General features: G+C 68.3%; 19 protein-coding genes and 2 tRNA genes. 10 read left to right on the top strand and 11 right to left on the bottom strand.

Annotated elements, in window-relative coordinates:
• Positions 1-33: 33 nt before the first annotated feature.
• Genes H0I76_RS11005 through H0I76_RS10995 form a run of 3 tightly spaced genes read right to left on the bottom strand, consistent with a single transcriptional unit; the run spans position 34 to position 3,781 of the window.
• A complete protein-coding gene (locus H0I76_RS11005; protein ID WP_325166441.1) occupies positions 34-765 on the bottom strand; it encodes a RibD family protein in 732 nt (243 codons plus the stop codon).
• A gap of 50 nt (positions 766-815) precedes the next feature.
• A complete protein-coding gene (locus tag H0I76_RS11000; protein ID WP_200609910.1) occupies positions 816-2,426 on the bottom strand; it encodes an OpgC family protein in 1,611 nt (536 codons plus the stop codon).
• Positions 2,423-3,781 (bottom strand): tetratricopeptide repeat protein, encoded by a 1,359-nt coding sequence (locus H0I76_RS10995; RefSeq protein WP_200609909.1) that lies wholly within the window; start codon positions 3,779-3,781, stop codon positions 2,423-2,425. The genes H0I76_RS11000 and H0I76_RS10995 overlap by 4 nt, the downstream gene beginning before the upstream one ends.
• 201 nt (positions 3,782-3,982) lie before the next feature.
• Between H0I76_RS10995 and H0I76_RS10990 the strand changes: the two genes are divergently transcribed.
• From H0I76_RS10990 to H0I76_RS10975, 4 genes are all read left to right on the top strand, one after another.
• Complete coding sequence (locus tag H0I76_RS10990) at positions 3,983-5,185, top strand: YeeE/YedE family protein (RefSeq protein ID WP_200609908.1); 1,203 nt, start codon at positions 3,983-3,985, stop codon at positions 5,183-5,185.
• A 12-nt stretch (positions 5,186-5,197) separates the two neighbouring features.
• Complete coding sequence (locus H0I76_RS10985) at positions 5,198-5,707, top strand: DUF302 domain-containing protein (RefSeq protein ID WP_200609907.1); 510 nt, start codon at positions 5,198-5,200, stop codon at positions 5,705-5,707.
• A gap of 173 nt (positions 5,708-5,880) precedes the next feature.
• Positions 5,881-5,956 (top strand) — tRNA-Phe (locus tag H0I76_RS10980).
• A gap of 527 nt (positions 5,957-6,483) precedes the next feature.
• Positions 6,484-7,416: a VOC family protein gene (locus H0I76_RS10975; protein WP_200609906.1), complete on the top strand. Its 933-nt coding sequence runs from the start codon at positions 6,484-6,486 to the stop codon at positions 7,414-7,416.
• 39 nt (positions 7,417-7,455) lie between these two features.
• On the opposite strand, the gene H0I76_RS10970 is transcribed toward H0I76_RS10975, so the two are convergent.
• The 6 genes from H0I76_RS10970 to H0I76_RS10945 form a co-directional block, all read right to left on the bottom strand.
• Positions 7,456-8,532 carry a hybrid-cluster NAD(P)-dependent oxidoreductase gene (locus H0I76_RS10970; RefSeq protein WP_200609905.1) on the bottom strand — a complete coding sequence of 359 codons (1,077 nt, stop codon included), beginning with the start codon at positions 8,530-8,532 and terminating at the stop codon, positions 7,456-7,458.
• Positions 8,533-8,536: 4 nt separating this feature from the next.
• Positions 8,537-9,772, bottom strand: a complete 1,236-nt coding sequence (locus tag H0I76_RS10965; protein ID WP_200609904.1) for an aromatic ring-hydroxylating oxygenase subunit alpha — start codon at positions 9,770-9,772, stop codon at positions 8,537-8,539.
• Positions 9,773-10,169: 397 nt separating this feature from the next.
• On the bottom strand, positions 10,170-11,801 hold the full coding sequence (locus H0I76_RS10960) for an alpha-D-glucose phosphate-specific phosphoglucomutase (RefSeq protein WP_200609903.1): 1,632 nt from the start codon (positions 11,799-11,801) through the stop codon (positions 10,170-10,172).
• A 50-nt stretch (positions 11,802-11,851) separates the two neighbouring features.
• Positions 11,852-13,432, bottom strand: a complete 1,581-nt coding sequence (gene pgi, locus H0I76_RS10955; RefSeq protein WP_407704269.1) for a glucose-6-phosphate isomerase — start codon at positions 13,430-13,432, stop codon at positions 11,852-11,854.
• A 423-nt stretch (positions 13,433-13,855) separates the two neighbouring features.
• On the bottom strand, positions 13,856-14,335 hold the full coding sequence (locus tag H0I76_RS10950; RefSeq protein WP_200609901.1) for a YkgJ family cysteine cluster protein: 480 nt from the start codon (positions 14,333-14,335) through the stop codon (positions 13,856-13,858).
• A gap of 322 nt (positions 14,336-14,657) precedes the next feature.
• A complete protein-coding gene (locus tag H0I76_RS10945; RefSeq protein WP_200609900.1) occupies positions 14,658-15,593 on the bottom strand; it encodes a LysR family transcriptional regulator in 936 nt (311 codons plus the stop codon).
• Positions 15,594-15,706: 113 nt separating this feature from the next.
• Here H0I76_RS10945 and H0I76_RS10940 point away from each other — a divergent pair, with 113 nt between their 5' ends.
• On the top strand, positions 15,707-16,333 hold the full coding sequence (locus H0I76_RS10940) for an FMN-dependent NADH-azoreductase (protein ID WP_200609899.1): 627 nt from the start codon (positions 15,707-15,709) through the stop codon (positions 16,331-16,333).
• 571 nt (positions 16,334-16,904) lie between these two features.
• Here the strand turns inward: H0I76_RS10940 and H0I76_RS10935 are convergent.
• Positions 16,905-16,980 (bottom strand) — tRNA-Ile (locus H0I76_RS10935).
• A gap of 132 nt (positions 16,981-17,112) precedes the next feature.
• Between H0I76_RS10935 and purM the strand changes: the two genes are divergently transcribed.
• From purM to H0I76_RS10920, 3 genes are read left to right on the top strand one after another with little or no spacing between them, the layout of a single operon-like run.
• Positions 17,113-18,165, top strand: coding sequence for a phosphoribosylformylglycinamidine cyclo-ligase (gene purM / locus H0I76_RS10930; protein WP_200609898.1), 1,053 nt, complete (start codon positions 17,113-17,115; stop codon positions 18,163-18,165).
• The gene (gene purN, locus H0I76_RS10925; RefSeq protein WP_325166434.1) at positions 18,162-18,797 is read left to right on the top strand and encodes a phosphoribosylglycinamide formyltransferase; all 636 of its coding nucleotides are present in this window, start codon (positions 18,162-18,164) and stop codon (positions 18,795-18,797) included. Before purM ends, purN begins: the two co-directional genes overlap by 4 nt.
• A gap of 1 nt (position 18,798) precedes the next feature.
• Entirely contained in the window at positions 18,799-19,149 is a 351-nt protein-coding gene (locus H0I76_RS10920) for a TfoX/Sxy family protein (RefSeq protein WP_200609897.1), read from the top strand.
• 7 nt (positions 19,150-19,156) lie between these two features.
• Here the strand turns inward: H0I76_RS10920 and ndk are convergent, their stop codons facing one another.
• Positions 19,157-19,579 carry a nucleoside-diphosphate kinase gene (gene ndk / locus H0I76_RS10915; protein WP_200609896.1) on the bottom strand — a complete coding sequence of 141 codons (423 nt, stop codon included), beginning with the start codon at positions 19,577-19,579 and terminating at the stop codon, positions 19,157-19,159.
• A gap of 84 nt (positions 19,580-19,663) precedes the next feature.
• Here ndk and H0I76_RS10910 point away from each other — a divergent pair, with 84 nt between their 5' ends.
• Positions 19,664-20,161 carry a DinB family protein gene (locus H0I76_RS10910; RefSeq protein WP_200609895.1) on the top strand — a complete coding sequence of 166 codons (498 nt, stop codon included), beginning with the start codon at positions 19,664-19,666 and terminating at the stop codon, positions 20,159-20,161.
• On the top strand, positions 20,161-20,616 hold the full coding sequence (locus tag H0I76_RS10905; RefSeq protein WP_200609894.1) for a MaoC family dehydratase: 456 nt from the start codon (positions 20,161-20,163) through the stop codon (positions 20,614-20,616). The genes H0I76_RS10910 and H0I76_RS10905 overlap by 1 nt, the downstream gene beginning before the upstream one ends.
• The last annotated feature ends 6 nt before the right edge of the window (positions 20,617-20,622 follow it).

Below are 20,622 nucleotides of genomic sequence, written 5' to 3'. Positions count from 1 at the left end.
ACCGTCACCTCCCGTTTCGGAGCCCTCCGGCCTTCAGACGGCCACCGGGCGGCGCATGTCACACATGCACAGCATGTCTCCATCCTTGAACCGCATCGTGCGCACCAATGGGCGCAGGGCCTCGTCGAGGCCGGCGATCGGATTCAGGTTCAGCCCCGTCTTGCCGGACCCAAGGACGATGGGCGCGACCATCAGGTGCAGTTCGTCAAGCTCACCCGCATCGATGAAACGTGCAAGGGTCGCGGCGCCCCCTTCAACGAGAAGGCGATGCAGGCCGCGCTCGCGCAAGGCCGCGGCTATCGTTCCGGGTCGGATATGCCCGCCGCCATCGCAGTGAAGGTGGACCGGCTCCGCCCCTCGCGGAACGTCGCTGCCAGGCAGCGTGACGACCAGCACCGGCGCGGCCCCGTCACGCAGCATCGCGAGGCCCTCGGGCATCCGCCCCTGCGGATCCACGATCACCCTGACCGGATTTGCCCCATCGACATGCCGGGTCGTCAGCTGGGGATTGTCGGCGATGGCGGTTCCAACGCCCACCAGAACCGCGTCGACGCATGCGCGGATGCGGTGGAGGTGGCGCAGCGCCTCGTGGCCGTTGATGTATTTCGACGCGCCGGTGGGCGTCGCGATGCGTCCATCGAGCGACTGACCCAGTTGGCCGATCACGTAAGCCGCGCCGCGATCCGACCGGGCCAGCCGGTCGAGCGCGGTTTCAGGGTCATAATCCGAGGAACGGCGCCTGCCGTTGTCCTTGCCCGCATCCACGAACAATGCGTCTCTCCCTCGTCAGACCTCTGCGGTCGAGGCCGCTCCTGTCATGCCCGCGCCGCCTTGCCGCCCGAGGCGCCGGCCTTCCGGCCGTGGCCTTCGATGGCACCGGCTGACGCAACCTGGGCGCCGCGCCACGGCTGCGACTTGAACCAAGACACCATATAGGCCGTTGCTATCAGTATGGCGAACCCGCTCAGGTTGATCGCGGCGCGGGTCCAGACATCCGGCCCCATGATGCCGAGCAACCAACCGTTGATCTGCGCGAGCGGAATCGAGGTCATGAACACCGCAAGGCTTTGCGTGCCGACCTTGCGGATCACGGGCACCGACGCGGGAAGCCAGCGTCGCGCGACCGCCTCGCGCCCGCTGGCGCCGATCGCGGCCCAGACGACGACGATCAGCGCAACAAGATGGGCAAGCTGCACCAGCCCCATCCGGTCGCCGGGTATCAGCGGAACCGTCTTGACGAGGAAGGCGTCGAGCGTCGGCGATATCGTGCGGATCTCGTCGACATAGGCATAAGGGATCGTCAACACCACGACGACGGCGGCGAGCGCAAGCCAGACGCCCCCCAGGGCCCGCGGCGGGCTGAAGCCCTCGGTCAGCCTGCGTCCCCCCGGCCCCACGGCCACCCAGGCGAGGTAAGCCACGGCCAGAAAATGCGCGTAACGAAAGATGCCGAGCCACGACTTCCACCACATCGGCTCGGCCCAGTCACGCGTGGCGGCGATCCACTCGCGCAGGGCCCAGTCGGCCGGCACGTAAAGGCCGTCATGGATCTTGAACCAGGCGAAGGGAATGGTCAGGACAACGATCGCCAGGGCGAGGCGCACCAGGCCTCGCGTGACCGGCGGCGCGGGGATCCAGCCCATGCCGAAGGCGAAGCCCGTGAAAAAGACGAGCTGCCAGCCAAAGGGATTGAAGAACCACGTGCCGTTGCCGAAAGGGTTCGAGGGCAGGTTCATCCAGCCGAGCGCGGTGCCCAGCGGCGCCAGTGCGGTCGTGAGCGCGCCCGGATCAGCGCTCTCCTCGGCCAGACGGCCAAGACCCGCAAGGTTCGAGGCCAGCCATACCGTCACGACGAACGCCGCAACCGCGGCACGCCCGCCAACGGCGTAAAGGGCCATCACCACCGGCACCATGGCCAGGATCACCAGATACATCGGCAGGATGTCGAAGAGCCCGGGAACATAGGTCAGCGTGAGCAGCCCGATCAGGGCCTCTCCGGTCCGCGAAAACAGCGGCACGACATATGGCTCGGTTACATGGCGGTGCCCCTCGATGCCGACTCCGAAATAGTCGATCGAGAACACCAGCGTGGCGGTGACGAGAAAGATCCCGATATGCGCCCAGTAGACCTGCCAGACGCGGTAGGCGATCCGCGCCGCGCCGAGCAGCCAGCTCCTCTTGACGAATGTCGCCCCAAAGGCCAGCGCCGAAGCGAAGCCCGAGCAGAAGACGAAGATCTCGGTGGCATCCGAGAAGCCGAAACGGGCCGGGATCCACAGCGTCCAGGCATTGCCGGGCGTATGCGCCAGTAGGATGATGAACATGGCGAGCCCGCGAAAGAAGTCGAGCCGCAGGTCGCGTTGCCGCTTGCCTCCGGGCGCAGGGGTCTCCGAAGGGCCCGTCTGACGCATGCCTCCCTCGATCATTCGGCGGCAACTCCTCTCGCTTCCCGCGCCCGCGCGATCGACGCACGCCGGCGCGCCGAGAACCCGTCCTCGGCGCCGCGCCTCGCCGCGCGCGCCGCGAGCTCGACGTCGGCCTCGGCATAACGTCCCGAACGGATCGCGGCTTCAATCATGATCCGCGAGAAAACGTCGCGCTGCGCGTGGCTTCCGCCAATCCGCTGAAGCGCCGGCCGCACACCGCGCAGGCTTTCGAAGGCGAGCGCGTACTTTCCGGCGCGGAATGCCGCAAGGCCCACGGCCGCCGGATGTCCCGCCACCCCCGCGATTTCGTGCATGTCATGGTCTCGCGCCTGCGCGTCACGCGCAAGCCGCTCGACCAGCCGGTCGGTTTCCGCCTTGCGCCCGGCCCCGCCCAGCGCCAGCAAGTAGTGCAGATCCGCGAAAACCACGCAGCCCGGGTCGACGCGGTTGACAGCGAGATCCGCAAGCTCGTCCCAGCGATCGCCGACATCGAGCCCCTCGAGCTGAAGCCGCATCAGCATCGAGGCGCCGTTCGCGATGTCGCGGTAGTCATCGGTCTTCTCGGCGCGCACATGCCGGTCATAGAGATCGAAGACGCGGTCGTAGTCGCCAAGATCGAGGTAGAAGAGCGCGAGATGCCACCAGACGTGACCGCCAAAATTGTTGCAGTGCTCCCATGCCGAAGTCCGGTTCTCGAGCCAGCGAATGCCGGTCTCTGCCCGTCCGGTCATGTCGTAGACATGCGCGACCGCATGAAGACCCCAGGCGTCGTCCGGAGCGATCTCGACCGCGTGGCGGCCCGTGGCTTCGGCCTCGCCGAACGATCCGTTCTCCTCGAGCGCAAACGACCTGCACCCGAGCACGTAGCCCAGATGAGGGTGATCAGCGCCGATCGCGTCGACGATGTGCTCGCTTTGCTCGAGCATGCCCCGGCGATCGCCAAGCACGAAGCGCACGGCGTGATCGAGCTTGAAGGCGAGCGTGTCCTCGGGATGCCGCTCGAGGATGCGCGCAAGATGCGACGTGGCCACGGAAGGCCGCCCCGCGGCATACGCCGCAAGCGCGTCGAGATAGTGCCGCTCGTGGGTGTTCGCCCCTCGGCTCGCAGCGATGGCCTCGGCCCGCTCAAGTGCCTCACGAGCCACGGAAACGAGCTCCGAGCGGCCAAGCAGCAGGTAGAAGAACCCCTTGGCGATCCAGGCGAGCATGTGGTCCGGCCGCGCCGCAAGCGTCTCGCCCAAATAAACGGGCGTCTCGGACGAATGCGCGAGAAACGCCGTGACCGTGCGTCCCCAGCTTTCCGGACCGGCCTCGATTGACTCATCAGGGCAGGACGTGGTCGAACGGGCCGTCATCGCAAGTCCTCTCTCAAGACGCCGCGCGATTTTGCGCGGTCTTTGAAAGAATGCCCCCCGAAAGGACTTGAAACGACTCCCACTCACCGACATGTGACCGCATCTGAACAGGATTACCGCACCGGATCTCGGCTTGCGGATGCTAAGACAAGCTACCAGAACTGCGTTCGCGCCGTTTTCCGGAGCGTCCGAGGATCGAAGATGCAACGAAACGTGCTGGTCATCTCCGTCGCTGGATTGATTGCGCTGGCGGTCGCCGCATTCCTCGCACGCGGCGGATGGCAAGGCAGCGGCACGACCTATGCAGCCGGCGCCCTGCTCGGAGGCGCGGCCGGCTTCGCGCTCTACCATGCCTCGTTCGGTTTCACGGCGGCGTGGCGACGCATGGTGCGTGAGCGGCGCGGCGCCGGCCTTCGGGCGCAGACGCTGCTCCTCGCGCTGGCCTGCACCGGCACCTTCCTTCTGATCGGCTACGAGGACATCACCGGCATCGACATGCGCCCGGTCATCATGCCGATGGGTGTGGCCTCGGCGATCGGCGCGGTCATGTTTGGCATCGGAATGCAGATCGGCGGCGGATGCGCATCGGGCACGCTCTTTACCGTGGGTGGGGGCTCGACACGCATGACGATCGTTCTCGCCTTCTTCATCGCGGGCAGCGTCTGGGCGACCGCGGACATCCCCGGCTTCTGGGGCCAGCTCGACCGCATCACGGGGGTCCCGAACATTCCCGGCACGTCGCTGATCACGCTCTTCGGACCATGGGGCGGGCTGGCCGTGCTGGGGGCGATGCTCGCGGCGATCTGGGGCGCCTCGGCCGCCATCGAGCGGCGTGCCCACGGTGCGCTCGAGCCCGATCGCGCGAGCGGGAGCGTCCTGCGTGGACCCTGGTCGATGACCCGCGGCGCGGTCGCGCTGGCGATCGTCTCGATCGGCTGCTTCCTGGTCTTCCAGCAGCCATGGGGCATCACCTCGGGTTTCGCGCTGTGGGGCGCGAAGATCCTGCATGCGGCGGGTGGCGACGTGGCATCCTGGCCCTACTGGCAGGGCTGGCGCGCTGATCAGCTTGCGGCGAGCGTCTTTGCGGATGCGGTCTCGATCATGAATTTCGGCATCGTCCTGGGCGCACTTGCCGCCGCCGCCCTCGCGGGCCGTTTCGCACCGGTCTGGCATCTCTCCGCGCGCGACCTGCTGACTGCCATCGCGGGCGGGCTGCTGATGGGCTATGGCGCCCGGCTCGCCTATGGCTGCAACATCGGCGCCTATCTGGGCGGCCTGGTGTCCGGCTCGATGCACGGGTTCTGGTGGCTCCTCTGGGGTTTCGCGGGATCGGTGATCGGCACACGGCTGCGCGCCGCACTCGCAATGGATCCGCCCCTCGCCGCGCGCGGCGCCGCAGCCTGAAGCGGGGAGATCATGCGAGCATCGGCACACCGCCGCCTCCTGCCCGCAATCCTGGCCGCAGTGCTTTCGCTCGCCCCGGCAATGGCCCCCGCAGCGGGCTGGGACGCGCCGCTTGCCGCGCGCGACGGATGGTCGGTGGTCGCGACCCCGCATCCCTTCGAGACCCTGCTCGAACGGCTGAGGCGGGTCGTCGAGGCCGAGGGCCTCTTTGTCGTCACCGAGGCGGGGCCGACCGGAGCGGCTCGCGCGCGGGGCATCACGATTCCCGGCAACCGGGTCGTCGGGGTCTTCAACAATGTCTTCGCCGTGCGCCTCCTCGAGATCAGCGTGGCGGCGATGATCGAGGCGCCGCTCCGTTTCTACGTGACCGAGAACCCCGACGGCACGGCGACGCTCGCCTACAAGCTGCCATCCACGGTCTTTGCGCCCTATGCGGACGAGGGCGGTGCGCCCCTGGCCGAGGTGGCCGCCGAACTCGACGGCATCTTCTCCGCGATTTCGGCCCAGGCCACGGCTCCCTGAGCCGACCGGTGCCGTGACCGTGCCGCGTTCCGCACCCATCCGGCGGGACCGAGCGAGGCCCGCCGCACGGACGCGAGGACCCATGGAATTTGGCGCTGGACACCCCCGCCCCAATCGCCTAAGTAGCGCGTCACACACGCCATACGGCGTTTCCGATCGATCCGTCGATCAGGGCCCAGGTAGCTCAGTTGGTAGAGCAGCGGACTGAAAATCCGCGTGTCGGTGGTTCGAATCCGCCCCTGGGCACCACTCCTCCCTCTGACAAGCTGATTTCCTTGAGCGTTTCGCGAGAGTGGCGAGCAATTCGGCTACCTTCGCTTACGCCAGCAGGCCTCCTGACCAAGACGCTGACTGCGTGGGGCAGCCTCCTGCCTGCTTCGTGAGCGTAAAGTCTTGATCGCGGGCCGTGGCACCTAAAGGCTCCTTCGCAGCACGCGGGAGGCCAGATCCCAGCTGGATGGCTCCCGCGCTCCGGTTTCGCGTTTGGAGGCTCTCTGCCGAAGACCGGGACGCGGCAAGCCGGGCGCGGGTCAGCAAGGCACCCGCGTCGGCTCGTCTGAACCAAGCCCGAGGGTCCAGCCGACGCGAGCCGAGCGACTTCGATCAGGAATGCTGCTCTTCCCCCCCTGCTACGACGACGGGAGCGGCGGTGTTCGAATTATTGCCCATTCGGCAACAGTTACTGCCACTCACCGCGGGTTACGGATTGGTGCAAGTGGTTTCTATATGCTGCGATCCAGTGACCGCGACATCATCACCGAGAGGAGGGCGCACAGATGCTTCGGAAGATCCAGGGACTGCACCATATCACCTCGCTCGCGGCCGATGCGCGGCGTAACAACCGGTTCTTCACGGAAACCCTTGGCCTGCGTCGCGTGAAGACGACGGTCAATTTCGACGTGCCCCATGTCTACCACCTCTATTACGGCAACGAGGCGGGAACACCGGGCACCGTGATGACCTACTTCCCCTTCCCCGGCATCGCGCGCGGCATTCCCGGAACCGGCGAGGCAGCGGTTACCGAGTTCTCGGTGCCGGCTGGCACGATTGCGGCCTGGGAGGAGCGGCTGAACGCGAGGGGCGTTCGCGGTCTCGCCGCCGAGGCCGCCTTCGGCGAGGCACGGCTTCGCTTCGAGGGGCCCGACGGCGACGCTTTCGCGCTGGTCGAGACCGCGGATGACGCGCGCACGCCGTGGACCGGCGGGGACGTGTCTTCGGACATCGCGATCCGCGGCTTCCGCGGCGTCCGGCTCAGGCTGCGGGAAGGCGGCGCGATGGGCGATCTGCTCAGCTTCATGGGATATCGCGAGGTCGGGCAGGAAGGCGCGCTGACCTGCTACGCGCTCGATGGCGGCAATGGCGCCGATCGCGTGGACCTCGAAATCGCGCCGGACCTGCCCGAGGCCACGCAGGGCGCGGGCTCGGTCCACCATGTCGCGTTCTCGGTCGCAGACCGGGCCGCGCAGCGCGAGACGCGCGATGCCCTCGTGTCGGCCGGCCACCGCGTGACCGAGGTGATCGACCGCGACTACTTCTGGGCGATCTATTTCCGCACGCCCGGCGGCGTGCTCTTCGAGGTTGCGACCGACGAGCCGGGCTTCGACCGCGACGAGGAGATGGCGCACCTGGGCGAGGCGCTCAAGCTGCCCTCGCAGCATGCCCATCTGCGCGCGTGGCTGGAAGAACGCCTGCCGCCCATCGAGGACTGAGCGGCAGGAGATCCGCCGGCGGCCAGCCGCCGGCCTGCCTCAGACGTCGAGTTCGACCCGGCCAAGAGGACGCGAGCAACAGGCAAGCACGTATCCATCGGCGACATCGTCCTCGCTGATCCCGCCGTTGTGGACCATGTGCACGTCGCCCGACACCTTGCGCACCTTGCAGGTCCCGCAGACGCCGAAGTTGCAGCCCGAGGGGATGTTGAGCCCCGAGGCCTTGGCGACGGCCAGCAGCGTGTCCGTCTCGGTGCAGGTAGCGGTGACGCCCGAGCCCGCGAAGACAATCTCGGCGGGGGCCATCTCCTGCGGCACCACGTCCTCGGGCGCGATGATGTCCTCGACCCGCTCGGCGGGCGCGTCGAAGCTCTCCTGCCGGTAGCGCGCCATGTCGTAGCCGAGCGAGTGAAGCATGTCGCGCACCGACTGCATGAAGCCCTCGGGCCCGCAGCAATAAACGTCGCGCTCGAGGTAATCGGGCGTCATCAGGCCCAGCATCAGCTGGTTGAAGCGGCCGCGATAGCCGGTCCAGACCTCGTAGGGCTCGTCCCGGCCGACGACGAAATGGAGCTTCAGCCCCTGCACCCGGCTCGCCATGTATTCGAGCCGCTTGCGGAAGATCAGGTCCGAAGGCCGGCGCGCGCAGTGGACGAAGGAGATGTCGGGATCCTCGCCGCGCTCGAACAGGAAGGTCGCCATCGACATCATCGGCGTGACGCCGGAACCCGCCGAGATGAAGAGGTACTTCCCGTCGGGCTGGCGCGGCAGGTGGAAGACACCCGCCGGGCCGAAGACCTTGAGCCGCATCCCGGGCACCAGGTTCTCGAGCATCCAGCGCGAGCCGCCGCGCCCGTCGGGCTGGGCCTTCACGGTGACCGCGAGATAGACGTTGCTCGTCGGGCTCGACGAGATCGTGTAGGTCCGATGCTCGGGCCCGCCCGGAACCGGCAGTTCGAGCGTGATGAACTGACCCGCGCGGAACAGGAAGGTCGCCCCCGAGGGCGGGCGGAAGACGAATGTCTTCACGCCCGGGGCCTCGGGCACCACCGCCACGCATTCCAGCACCTCGGTGTCGGACCAGAGCGGGGTATTCTCGCGCGGCATCGGGATCATCGGACTACTCCGCTGCGATGGCGATGCGGCCGGTGAGGGCTTTCTGCATGGTGCGAGCATACCAGTCGATGAACTGGATCACGCCGCTTTCCTGCCGAACCGAGTAGGGGCCGGGCTCGTAGGCCGGCGAGTTGATGCCGAGTTGGTTCTCCTCGACCACGCGGCGGTCCTCGTCATTGGTCGCCGTCCAGACCTCGGTGAGGCGCTTCAGGTCGTAGTCGACGCCCTCGACCGCATCCTTGTGCACGAGCCAGGTGGTGGTCACCTGGGTCTCGGTCGGGCTGACCGGCAGCACGCGGAAGTTCAGCACATGGTCCGAGAGGAAGTGGTTCCAGGTGTTGGGATAGTGGAAGAACAGCAGGCTGCCCGCGTTGGCGAAGGGCATGCCCGGGATCGTGTTTCGCACGGCCGCCTTGCCGTCCATCGTGTAGCTGACCGCGTCACCGAGGAAGGGAATGCGCACCAGCCGCCACTGCTCGGACGGGTCGATGAGATAGCGCGACGGCAGGCCCGCCGCCTCGCAGCGTTCGACATGGGCCGCGCCGACGGGCGAGCCGATGCTGTCGTCGCCACCGACCAGGTCGGGATCGTCGTTGAAGGTGCGGCACAGCGCCGGATGCGCGCCCGAGCAATGGTAGCACTCGCGGTTGTTCTCCATCACGAGCTTCCAGTTGCCGTTCTCGGTGATGGTGGACTGGTAAGCGACCTTCATCTCGGTCATGCGGTGCGGCGCGGCGTAGCGGTCGGCCGCCTGCTTGACCGGGCCGAAGTCGGGCGCCTGGGGCGCGAGGCAGATGAAGACCATGCCGGCCGCGACCTCGGCATGCACGGTCTTGAGGCCATGCTTTGAGGCATCGAAATCCGGACCCATGTCGCGCGTCCAGAGCAGGCGGCCATCGAGCTCGTAGGTCCACTGGTGATAGGGGCAGACCAGCTTGGGCGCCGAGCCCTTCACCATCGAGCACAGGCGCGAGCCGCGGTGGCGGCAGCTGTTGTGGAAGGCACGCACGGCCCCGTCATTGCCGCGCACGATGATCACCGGGTAGTTGCCGATCTGCAGGGTCACGTAGTTGCCGGCCTTGGGGATCTCGGCCGCGGGCAGGGCGAAGATCCATTCGCGCGCCCAGATGTGCCGGATCTCGGCGTCATAGACGCCCTGATCGGTGTAGAAGGGCCGCTCAAGCGAGTACGCAGGCTTGCGGGCGAGCAGCAGGGAGAGCAGGTTGGGGTCGTTCAGCATGGCGCCACTCCTCGTCGGGCCCCCATCGGCCTCGATTAGCCGCGACAAATGCGCTTTGAGCGCGCGCGCGTCGTGCTCAAAAGCGGCATTTCCAATACCAAGCAGGACGCGCGTTGACTTGGCAGGCTACCGGACCAGCCCTCGGGCTGCAGCCTTCGCGGGACCGGCGCGGCTCGCGCGGCACGGCTCGCGCCGGTCCCGCGAGGGACTTTCACGCGTGAAAATCGCGCAACTCATTGATATTAAAAATACATTCAAAATTTAGAATGTTTTCACCGCGCTGATCGGCCGAAGTGATATCCGGCTCGCCGGGCCGGAACCGGCCCCAAAGCCGGCAGTCCCGGGCATGCGCCTGCCCGGGGCCGCGAATCAGCCCCCGGCTGGCTCGGCGCCGCGCTCAGGTGCGAACGTCGGGCGCGTCGCGGCCGAGGCGCTCGCGGATGCCCGCCAGCCGGTCGGCGGCGCGGATGACCTGCGCGAGCGCGCGCTGCGGATCCTCGCCATGCCTTTCCGGATCGGGCTCGAAGCGCTCGAGATAGACGCGCAGCGTCGCCCCTTCGGTCCCGGTGCCAGAGAGGCGAAAGACCGCCCGCGCCGTCTCGCCGAAGATGACGCGCACACCCTGCCCCGTCGCGGTCGAGCCATCGACCGGGTCGGTATAGGCGAAGTCGTCCGCGGCGGTCACGGTGAGGCCCTCGACCTCGGTTCCGGGCAGCGAGCCGAGGCGGGCGCGCAGCGCCTCGATCAGTCCCTCGGCAGCTGCCTTGTCGAGGCCCTCGTAGTCGTGGCGCGAGTAGTAGTCGCGCCCGTGCCGCGCCCAGTGGTCGCCCAGGATCTCGGCCACCGACTTGCCGGTGACCGCGAGGATGTTGAGCCAGAGCAGCACGGCCCAGAGCCCGTCCTTCTCACGCACGTGGTTCGAGCCGGTACCGGCGCTTTCCTCGCCGCAGATCGTGGCCTTGCCAGCGTCGAGCAATGTGCCGAAGAACTTCCAGCCGGTCGGCGTCTCGAAGGCCGGCACGCCCAGATGCGCCGCGACCCGGTCGGCGGCGCGCGAGGTCGGCATCGAGCGCGCGACGCCGGCGATCCCGCCCGCATAACCGGGCGCGAGGTGGATGTTCGCGGCCAGCACCGCGAGGCTGTCGGACGGCGTGACGTAGACGCCGCGCCCGACGATCATGTTCCGGTCGCCGTCGCCATCCGAGGCCGCGCCGAAATCGGGCGCGTCGGCGGCGAACATCTCGCACATCAGCGCGGCCGCGTAGACCGGGTTCGGGTCGGGATGGCCGCCCGCGAAATCCGGCAGCGGCACGGCGTTGAGCACGGTGCCGCCCGGTGCGCCCAACTCGCCCTCGAGGATCGCCGTCGCGTAGGGGCCGGTCACCGCGTGCATCGCGTCGAAGCGCATCCGGAAGCCCGAGGCGAAGAGGCCGCGGATCTTGTCGAAGTCGAAGAGCCTGCGCATCAGGTCGGCATAGATGGCCACGGGGTCGATCACCTCGACCACCGTCTCGCCAAGCCGCGTCTCGCCCTCGGCCGAGAGATTGATATCGGGGGCCTCGAGAATGCGGTATTCGGTGATCTCGCGGGTGCGCGCATGGATCGCGCCGGTGATGCTCTCGGGCGCAGGGCCGCCGGCGGGGATGTTGTATTTCAGGCCGAAATCGCCGTCCTCGCCGCCCGGGTTGTGGCTGGCGGAAAGGATTAGGCCGCCATCCGTCTTCAGGTGCCGGATCACCGCCGAAGCGGCCGGCGTCGACAGGAGGCCGTCACGCCCGACCACCATGCGCGCGGCGCCATTGGCCGCCGCCATCTTCAGGATCGTCTGGATCGCGCGCGCGTTGAAGAAGCGCCCGTCGCCGCCCAGCACCAGCGCCTTGCCCGCGATCGGGCCGACCGCGTCGAAGATCGACTGCACGAAGTTCTCGAGGTAGCCGGGCTGCATGAAGACGCGCGTCCTGGCGCGCAGGCCCGAGGTGCCGGGTTTCTGCCCCTCGATCGGCGTCGTCGTGACGGTCTTCACCTGCATCGTCGTCTCCGTGCTGCCGGCAGCACGGGGGCTGCCAATGGCGGAAAGGCTCAGCGTCCCAGTTCCCTCACGCGGGCCAGCAGGCCACGGGTCGAGGCGTCGGCCTCGGCCGGCGTGCCGTCGCGCAGCGCCGCGATCAACGGGCCGGCCAGCGCCTTGCCAAGCTCGACGCCCCACTGGTCGTAGGAGTTCACGCCCCAGACCGCGCCCTGCACGAAGACCTTGTGCTCGAAGAGCGCGATCAGGCGGCCCAGCGCAAAGGGGTCGAGTTCGCGGAAAAGGATAGTGGTCGAAGGCCGGTCGCCCGGAAAGGTGCGATGCGGCGCGAGGCGCGCGATCTCGTCCTCGGGCTTGCCGTCGGCACGCATCTCGGCCTCGACCTCGGCGGCCGTCCGCCCGAAGGCCAGCGCCTGCCCCTGCGCCAGGCAGTTCGCCAGCAGGAGCGCATGGTGCCCCGCGTCGGCGGCGCGCGGCCGCGCCGCGGCGATGAAATCGACCGGCACGATGTCGGTGCCCTGGTGCAGAAGCTGGAAGAAGGAATGCTGCGCGTTCGTCCCCGGCTCGCCCCAGATCACCGGACCCGTGGCGGTCGCGACCGGCGTGCCGTCGCGCCGCACCCGCTTGCCGTTCGATTCCATGTCGAGCTGCTGGACATAGGCCGGAAAGCGCTCGAGCCGCTGGTCATAGGGGATCAGCGCGACCGTCGGCCAACCCATGGCGTTGCGTCGCCAGATGCCGACCAGCGCCAGCAGGACCGGGAGGTTGCGCTCGAGCGGCGCCTCGCGGAAATGGCGGTCCATCGCCTGGGCGCCGGCAAGCAGCGCGCGAAAGCCCTCGGCGCCGATGCCGATCGCGAGGCTGAGCCCGATGGCCGACCACAGCGAGTAGCGCCCGCCGACCCAGTCCCAGAAGCTGAAGACGCGCGCCTGGGGGATGCCGAACGCGGCGCAGCCGGCGATGTTGGTCGAGACCGCCGCCATCTGCGCGGCCGCGTGCCGGCCCAGCCAGTCCCGCGCGAGGCGCGCATTTGCCATGGTCTCGAGCGTCGTGAAGGTCTTGGAGGAGACGATCACCAGCGTCCGCGCGGGATCGAGCGCCGCCACCGTGTCCGCAAAATGCGCGCCGTCGACATTCGAGACGAAGTGCAGCCGCGGGCCGTCGCGGTCGGGCGACAGGGCCCGCGCCGCCATCACCGGACCGAGGTCCGAGCCGCCGATCCCGATGTTGACGACGTCCGTGAACGGCCCGCCCGACCCCGCGACCTTCCCCGCCCGCACGGCCTCGGCAAAGCCGAGAAAGCGATCGAGCGTGCCGGCCACGTCGTCCCCGGCAGGCGCGTCGGCGCCTCCGCGCAGCGCCATGTGCAGGACGGCGCGCCGCTCGGTAAGGTTCACCGGCTCGCCCGCCACCATCCGGTCGCGCAGGGCCTCGACCCCGGCGGCCCGCGCAAGCGCGACGAGCGACTCGATCGCTGCCGCGTCGAGCTTTTCCTTCGAGAAGTCGATCGTCAGATCGTCAAGCTGCCACGAGAGCCGCCCGAACCGCCCCGGATCGCCGGCGAAGAGGTCGCGCAGATGCACCGCCCGAAGCCGCGCCGCCGCGGCGTCGACCGCGGCCCAGGCATCCGTCATGCTCATCACCCTCTCCCCGTCCCTTTGGCCATCCGCTCGGCCATCCAGGTTCCCGCGACCATCGCCCGCGCCGGGGAAGACGACGGCCAGGGCCGCAAACGCGAAAGAGACGGCGCCGAGATCCCGACGCGACCCCGCGCCGAGCCCGGCCTGCGCAGCCATCAGACCCGCCAGGAACGCGTCGCCTGCACCGACGGTATCTCGCGCGGCCACCGGGCGTCCAGCCACCACGCGGAGATCCGCCTGCCGCGAAGACAACGATCAGCTGAGGAAGGTCGCGCAGCACGGGGTTCGGCGGAGCCGGTGATCACTGGGCCGGCGTCATCTGCCTGCAGAGAGCGACGCGCCGGTGCGGACTTCAATGGGGTGTCATGATCAAGCTCCGGAGCCCCCCGTCCCGATGCGCCCGAAAACCCGTCCTTGCTACTCCTTTCCCTGCCTGGCGGCGACATGGAACCGGGCAAGCGCCGCCTCGTAGTCGGAGAGACACTTCAGCACGGTTCTGTGCCGGCGCTGGAACGCCGTTGTGCGGAGCTCTTTCTGATGCCTCGCCAGGAATTCGGCAGCTCGTCGATAGAGCGAGGGCTCCCGGCCCGGGAGAGCGGCGTCGAGCGCCGCGAGGACCCGACGCATCTCGGCAATCTGCTCACGTGCCCAGGCATTGTCCCGACGGCCGGCCTGCACGGTCTGGAGGACGCGGCAGTCGAAGCTTCGGCATGCAGCGGGGCGATCTGCATAGATGGTGCACGCCCCGTTGAAGCAGGCACACGGCTGCCGGAGCCGGCCGTCCGAGTCCAGAGGCACCGGGACGTCCTCGCCCTCGGCGACCGGCACGGCCCAAAACAGCGACCCGTTGCAGCAGAGGCCGCAGGATAGGCAGAGATCCTCCGCTGGTGTGGTCATTTCTGCCCGGATTCCGATCTAGGAGGACAGTTGCATTCGCCCTCGATCATGCTCGAGGGAGCACCATGTCGCTGCGGAAGCCTCGATTCCACAATCAGCCCGCATTGTCACATATGCCCAGACGGCAGGGAAGAACGGTGTCCTGGGTTCGGGAACGCGTGCCCCCGACGTCATCGTCGCGGCCGACCTGTTTCACGAGGCGGCTTTGGAGGAGGGCTTGCGGTCAGACTGGCTGCACTTGCCGAACCTGATCCTCAGAGGTCGGAACGAAACGTATGAGGCCTTTGCTTTGCGCCGATTGCCCGGCTGACCGCCGCGATCTTCAACGCGGAGCTTCCGTCTCGACCCCGCGCATCAGGCACCGATCCCAGAAGGGCACTCCGCCCAGTCGCTCGACGAGGATGTCGATCAGCAGACGAACCTTGCCCGGGACATAGGTTCCTGGCGGCCGGACGACGTGGATTGCCGATTCCGGCACGGGGTAGTTGGCGAGGAGTGGCACGAGCTTGCCCGCCTCGATTGCCTCGCCGGCAAGGAAACTTGGCAAGTGTGCGATGCCAAGGCCCTCGATCGCCCATTGCAGGAGCGCCTCGCCGCTGTCGGACCGCAACCGGCCCGCGGCTCGTACCGTATGCGACCGCTTGCCTTCCAGGAACCGCCAGTCGGATATGAGGCGGCCCGTATATTCCAGGCATTGATGCGCCAGCAGGTCATCGGGCACCAGGGGCAGGCCGTGGCGGTCCAGATAGGCGGGACTTGCCACCACGACACTGTGCACCGGCGCGATGCGGCGCGCGACAAGGCTTGCATCCTGCAGGATACCGATCCTGATCGCCGCGTCGAAGCGCTCGCCGATGAGGTCGACGGTTCGGTCGCTGAACGAGACGTCGAGTTCCAGCCCCGGATGGCGGGCGGACATTTCCGCAAGGATCGGCGCGACATGACGCACGCCGAAGGCCAGCGGCGCCGCAAGGCGCAGGCGCCCCACGATCTCGCCGCCTCGCTGGGCCACGACCTCGCGGGCCTCGTCATAGTCGGAAAGGATCCGCTCGGCCCGCGTCCAGAACTCGGACCCGGCATCGGTCGGGCTGACGCCGCGCGTCGTGCGGCTGAGGAGACGGGCGCCCAGCCCCGCCTCGAGCCGCGCGATCCGGCGGCTGATCATCGACTTCGATATGCCGAGCCTGCCCGCCGCGCGATTGAAGCCGCCACTTCTCAGCACTTCGACAAAGCAGCGCAGGTCGTCGATCTCGCTCATCCCGGCGTTCCTTGATCCGCAACAGTCTGGCGCATTCTATGGGGATACCGTTCCCGTATCAGCATCACCAACTCTGGCACTCGATAAGGAACCGAGCCAGAGGAGATCCAACCATGTCCACCGTTCTTGTCGTCAACAGCAGCGCCCTGGGCGATGCCTCCGTTTCCAACCGCCTGATCCGCGAGGCCGTCGACGATCTGCGCCTGCTCGCGCCGGAGCTGGACGTGATCACGCGCGATGTCGGCGCAAACCCCGTGCCCCATCTGACGCTCGACGGTGCGACGGCGCTGCGGTCGGAACCCGCGAATGCCGCGCAGGCTGCCGCACGGGCGCTCTCGGACGAGCTCATCGGCGAGGTCGAGGCCGCGGACACGCTGGTGATCGGTGCGCCGATGTACAATTTCGGCATTCCCTCGACGCTCAAGGCCTGGTTCGACCATATCCTGCGCGCCGGGGTCACGTTCCGCTATACCGAAGCGGGCCCCGAGGGTCTGCTGCGGGGCAAACGCGCCATCGTCGTCCTGACGCGCGGCGGTCTATACAGCGAGGGTCCGGCGCAGGCGATGGACGCGCAGGAGCCGCATCTGCGCACCCTGCTCGGCTTCGTAGGGATCACCGATGTCACCTTCGTTCGGGCCGAGAAGCTCGCCATGGGGGACGAGGCGAACGCACAGGCGATCGAAAAGGCCGGCGCCACACTTGGCGACGTGCTCAAGGACCAGCGCGCCCGCGCCGCGTGAGGCCTCGACTTGGGCGGAAGCACCAGCAACTCCGATGACTGTTTCTGGTGCTGCCCCCCTCGCGTTGCCACTCCAGCATTTCTCGCTCGAAATGCGCGATCGTCCCAGGAATTGTGAGCACCGATCGACCGCTGGGGCCAATGGTGTTCACGGCTACCCCGCCGAAGCTCCTGCCATCGCCGGCAGGGCCAACCGAGAACCATCTGATCGCTTTCGGCGCAGTGGATCTTTGGTGGCTCGGGCGATCCCGCGTCGCCTGATGCAGCGAACGCTCCTTCGGAAGCCTCGAGCACAACGGCCCGTCTCGCATCTCAAAGTCGGCATGTCAGCGCGTTTTCCGCTGATCGGCCATGCACGGGCTCTTGGTCAGCTTCTTGCAGCCGACCCTGCATGTGAGATGCTCGGGGACCCGCCTTCGCACGTTCACCGTGCAACGCCCTTTTCAAGGAGATCGTTTCCGAGGCACGATTCCCAAAGCCGGGCAGTTGTGCGACACCGCCGTGCGACAGGCCGACCACGAAGAGCCATGCGGGTCAGCACAATGCTGATACTCAAGGCGAACGATGGGGAATGGTAGGCCCGGCAGGACTCGAACCTGCAACCAAACCGTTATGAGCGGTCCGCTCTGACCATTGAGCTACGGGCCCCCGCCGGGTCGGGCATACTTCGGGCTGGCCCGCGGGGTCAACGGGCGCGGTTTGCAAGCGGTTCACCTTGCGCTAAAGGGGGGCGGCCAGCGCCCACCCCGGAGCGCGGCCCGAGCCTTGCGGAGTGCCCCGATGACCGACCGCCCCGACCGCCTGACCTATGCCGACGCCGGCGTCGACATCGATGCCGGCAATACGCTGGTGGACCGCATCAAGCCGGCCGCGAAATCGACCGACCGCGCGGGGGTGATGGCAGGGTTGGGGGGCTTCGGCGGGCTCTTTGACCTGAAGGGCGCTGGCTTCGACGACCCGGTGCTGGTGGCGGCGACCGACGGCGTCGGCACGAAGCTGCGGATCGCCATCGACACCGGACTGCTCGACACGGTGGGCATCGACCTCGTGGCGATGTGCGTGAACGATCTGGTCTGCCAGGGGGCCGAGCCGCTGTTCTTCCTCGACTATTTCGCGACCGGCAAGCTGGGCGTCGACGAGGCCGCGCGCGTGATCGAGGGCATCGCCGCCGGCTGCCGCGAGGCGGGCGCCGCCCTGATCGGCGGCGAGACCGCCGAGATGCCGGGCATGTATGCAAAGGGCGATTTCGACCTCGCGGGCTTCGCCGTCGGCGCCGCCGAGCGCGGGACGCTGCTGCCGGCACCGACCGCGCCGGGCGACGTGCTGCTGGGCCTCGGGTCGTCGGGCGTGCATTCGAACGGCTACTCGCTGGTGCGCAAGGCGGTCGAGCGCGCGGGCCTGGGCTGGGACGCCCCCTGCCCCTTCGCCGAGGGCGACCTGGGCGCCGCGCTGCTCGCGCCCACGCGCATCTATGTGCGCCCGCTGCTCGCCGCGATCCGCGCGGGCGGGGTGAAGGCGCTCGCACATATCACCGGCGGCGGGCTGACCGAGAACCTGCCGCGCGTGCTGTCGGACGGCGTGGCCGCACGGATCGACCTGCGCGCCTGGACGTTGCCGCCGGTGTTCCGCTGGCTGGCCGACACGGCCGGTCTGGAGCAGGCCGAGTTGCTGCGCACCTTCAATGCCGGCATCGGCATGGTCGTGGTGGTCGAAGCCGCGCGCGCCGAGGCGATCGCAGCCCTGCTGGCTGAGGCGGGCGAGACTGTCCACCGCATCGGCCACCTGGTCGCAGGAGAGCGCCCGGAGGTGCATTACGAGGGGGGTCTGGCGTGAGCCTCGCGCGCGCCCTGCCGCGCGTCGGAATCCTGATCTCGGGCTCGGGCTCCAACATGGTCGCGCTGCTCGAAGCGATGCGTGACGGGCGCGTCGCGGGAACCCCCGCCATCGTCGTCTCGAACAATCCCGACGCTGCGGGCCTCGCCAAGGCGCACGCGCTTGGCGTGGCGACGGCCGCGATCGATCACCGCCCCTTCAAGGGCGACCGCGCGGCCTTCGACGCCGAGGTCGACCGGGCACTGCGCGAGGCGGGGACCGATGTCGTCGCCTGCGCGGGCTTCATGCGGATCATGACCGACGACATGATCGGGCGCTGGACCGGGCGGATGGTCAACATCCACCCCTCGGTCCTGCCGCTGTTCAAGGGGCTGCACACGCACCAGCGCGCGCTGGACGAGGGGATGGCGGTGCATGGCTGCACCGTGCACGAGGTTACGCCCGAGCTCGACACCGGAACGATCTTGGGCCAGGCGGTGGTGCCGGTCCGGCCCGGCGACACCGCCGGGACGCTGGCCGCGCGCGTGTTGAGGCAGGAGCACCGGCTCTATCCCCGCTGCCTCGACGCCTTCCTGCGAGACCCCGAGGCGGCGCGGCGCGAGAAGATTGCGATCCTCGCGGACGAGGAATGAGATGACCGAGCCGGTCTCGGCAATCCGCAACCTTGGCCCGGCATCCGTGGACCAGTTCGCGCGCGCCGGCATCCACAGCGCCGAGGAGGTTCGCGCCCTGGGCGCCGAGGCAGCCTACCGGCGGCTGATCCTCGCCGGGACGCGGCCGCATTTCATCGGCTTCTACGCGCTGGTGATGGGGCTGCAGGGGCGCCGCTGGAACGATCTTGGCCCCGATGAGAAGGCCGAGCTGCGCGTCGTCTTCGACCGCCTCGTCGCGGGCATCGCGGAAAAAGCAAAGGGCCGCTCGGATTTCGAAGCGGCCCTCGACATGCTTGGCGTGCGCGACCCGGACGTGCCGGGCCGGCGCTGAGGCGCGTTCAGCCGACGATCTCGATGCCGGCGAAGAAGAACGCGATCTCGATGGCGGCGTTCTCGTCCGAATCCGAGCCATGGACCGAGTTCTCGCCGATCGAGAGGGCGAACTCCTTGCGGACGGTTCCCTCGGCGGCCTCGGCCGGGTTGGTCGCGCCCATCACTTCGCGGTTCTTGGCGACGGCGTTCTCACCCTCGAGCACCTGCACGACGACCGGCTCGGAGGCCATGAACTCGCACAGTTCGTCATAGAACGGGCGGGCCTTGTGGACCTCGTAGAACTTGCCGGCCTGGGCCTTGGTCAGGTGAATGCGCTTCTGCGCGACGATGCGCAGGCCGGCGGCCTCGAACTTGGCGTTGATCGCGCCGGTGAGATTGCGCTTGGTCGCGTCCGGCTTGATGATCGACAGGGTACGGGTGATGGCCATCAGAGAGCTCCTCGTGATACGAGCGGCCCCGCAGGACGGGGGGCCACGGAATTTCGCGGGCGCAATAACACGGGGAACGGGGGGATGAAAGCGCATTTCGAGATGTTCGCGGGCTACAACGCCTGGGCCAATGAGCGGCTCTATGACGCGGCCGCGACGTTGTCCGAGGAGGAGGCGCGGGCCGAGCTGGGCGCCTTCTTCGGCTCGGTGCATCGCACCCTCAACCACATCATGGTGGGCGACCTGATCTGGCTCGCGCGTTTCCGGGGACAGCGCAATCCGCCCTTCGCGCTCGACCATGTCCTGCATGACGATCGCGCCGAGCTGCGGGCCGCGCGGCGGGTGCTGGACGCCGACATCCTGCGTCATGTCGACGAGCTGAGCGAGGCCGACCTGGTGGGCGATTTCACCTATCGCACCATCGTGAACCCCGCGACGATCACGCAGAACCGCGCCGCCGCGCTGGCGCATTTCTTCAACCACCAGACGCATCACCGCGGACAGGTGCATGCGCTGCTGACACGGCTGCGGGGCGATGCGCCCTCGCTCGACATGATCGTTTTCCACAGAGAGAGTGCCTGATGTACTTCGACGACCTGCCGGTGGGCTACAGCTTCGAGACGGCCGAGCGCGAGCTGGCCGAGGCCGAGATCATCGCCTTCGCCAGCCAATGGGATCCGCAGTTCTTTCATACCGACCCCGAGGCGGCGAAGTCCTCGCCCTATGGCGGGCTGATCGCGAGCGGCTATCACACGCTTCTGACCGCCTTCACGCTGGAACTGGCCTCCAACGTCTGGACCGAGGCGAGCATGGGCTCGCCTGGGATGGACGCGCTGCGTTGGCTCAGGCCGGTGCGCCCGGGCGACCGGCTGCGCGTGCGCGTCGAGGTCACCGAGACGCGCCCGTCGCGCTCGAAGCCCGACCGCGGCATCACCCGCTTCGCCCATACCGTGCTGAACCAGCACGGCGAGGCGGTGATGACCTACGAGACCATGGTGATCCTCGCCCGCCGCCCCGACGCGTCGGCGGCGAGCTGAGGGCAG

The sequence above is a fragment of the Thermohalobaculum xanthum genome, from assembly GCF_016623495.1.
In the GTDB taxonomy this organism is placed as follows: domain Bacteria; phylum Pseudomonadota; class Alphaproteobacteria; order Rhodobacterales; family Rhodobacteraceae; genus Thermohalobaculum; species Thermohalobaculum xanthum.
The sequence above is the reverse complement of the archived record's forward strand: the minus strand, read 5'-3'. Positions and strand labels throughout refer to the sequence as shown.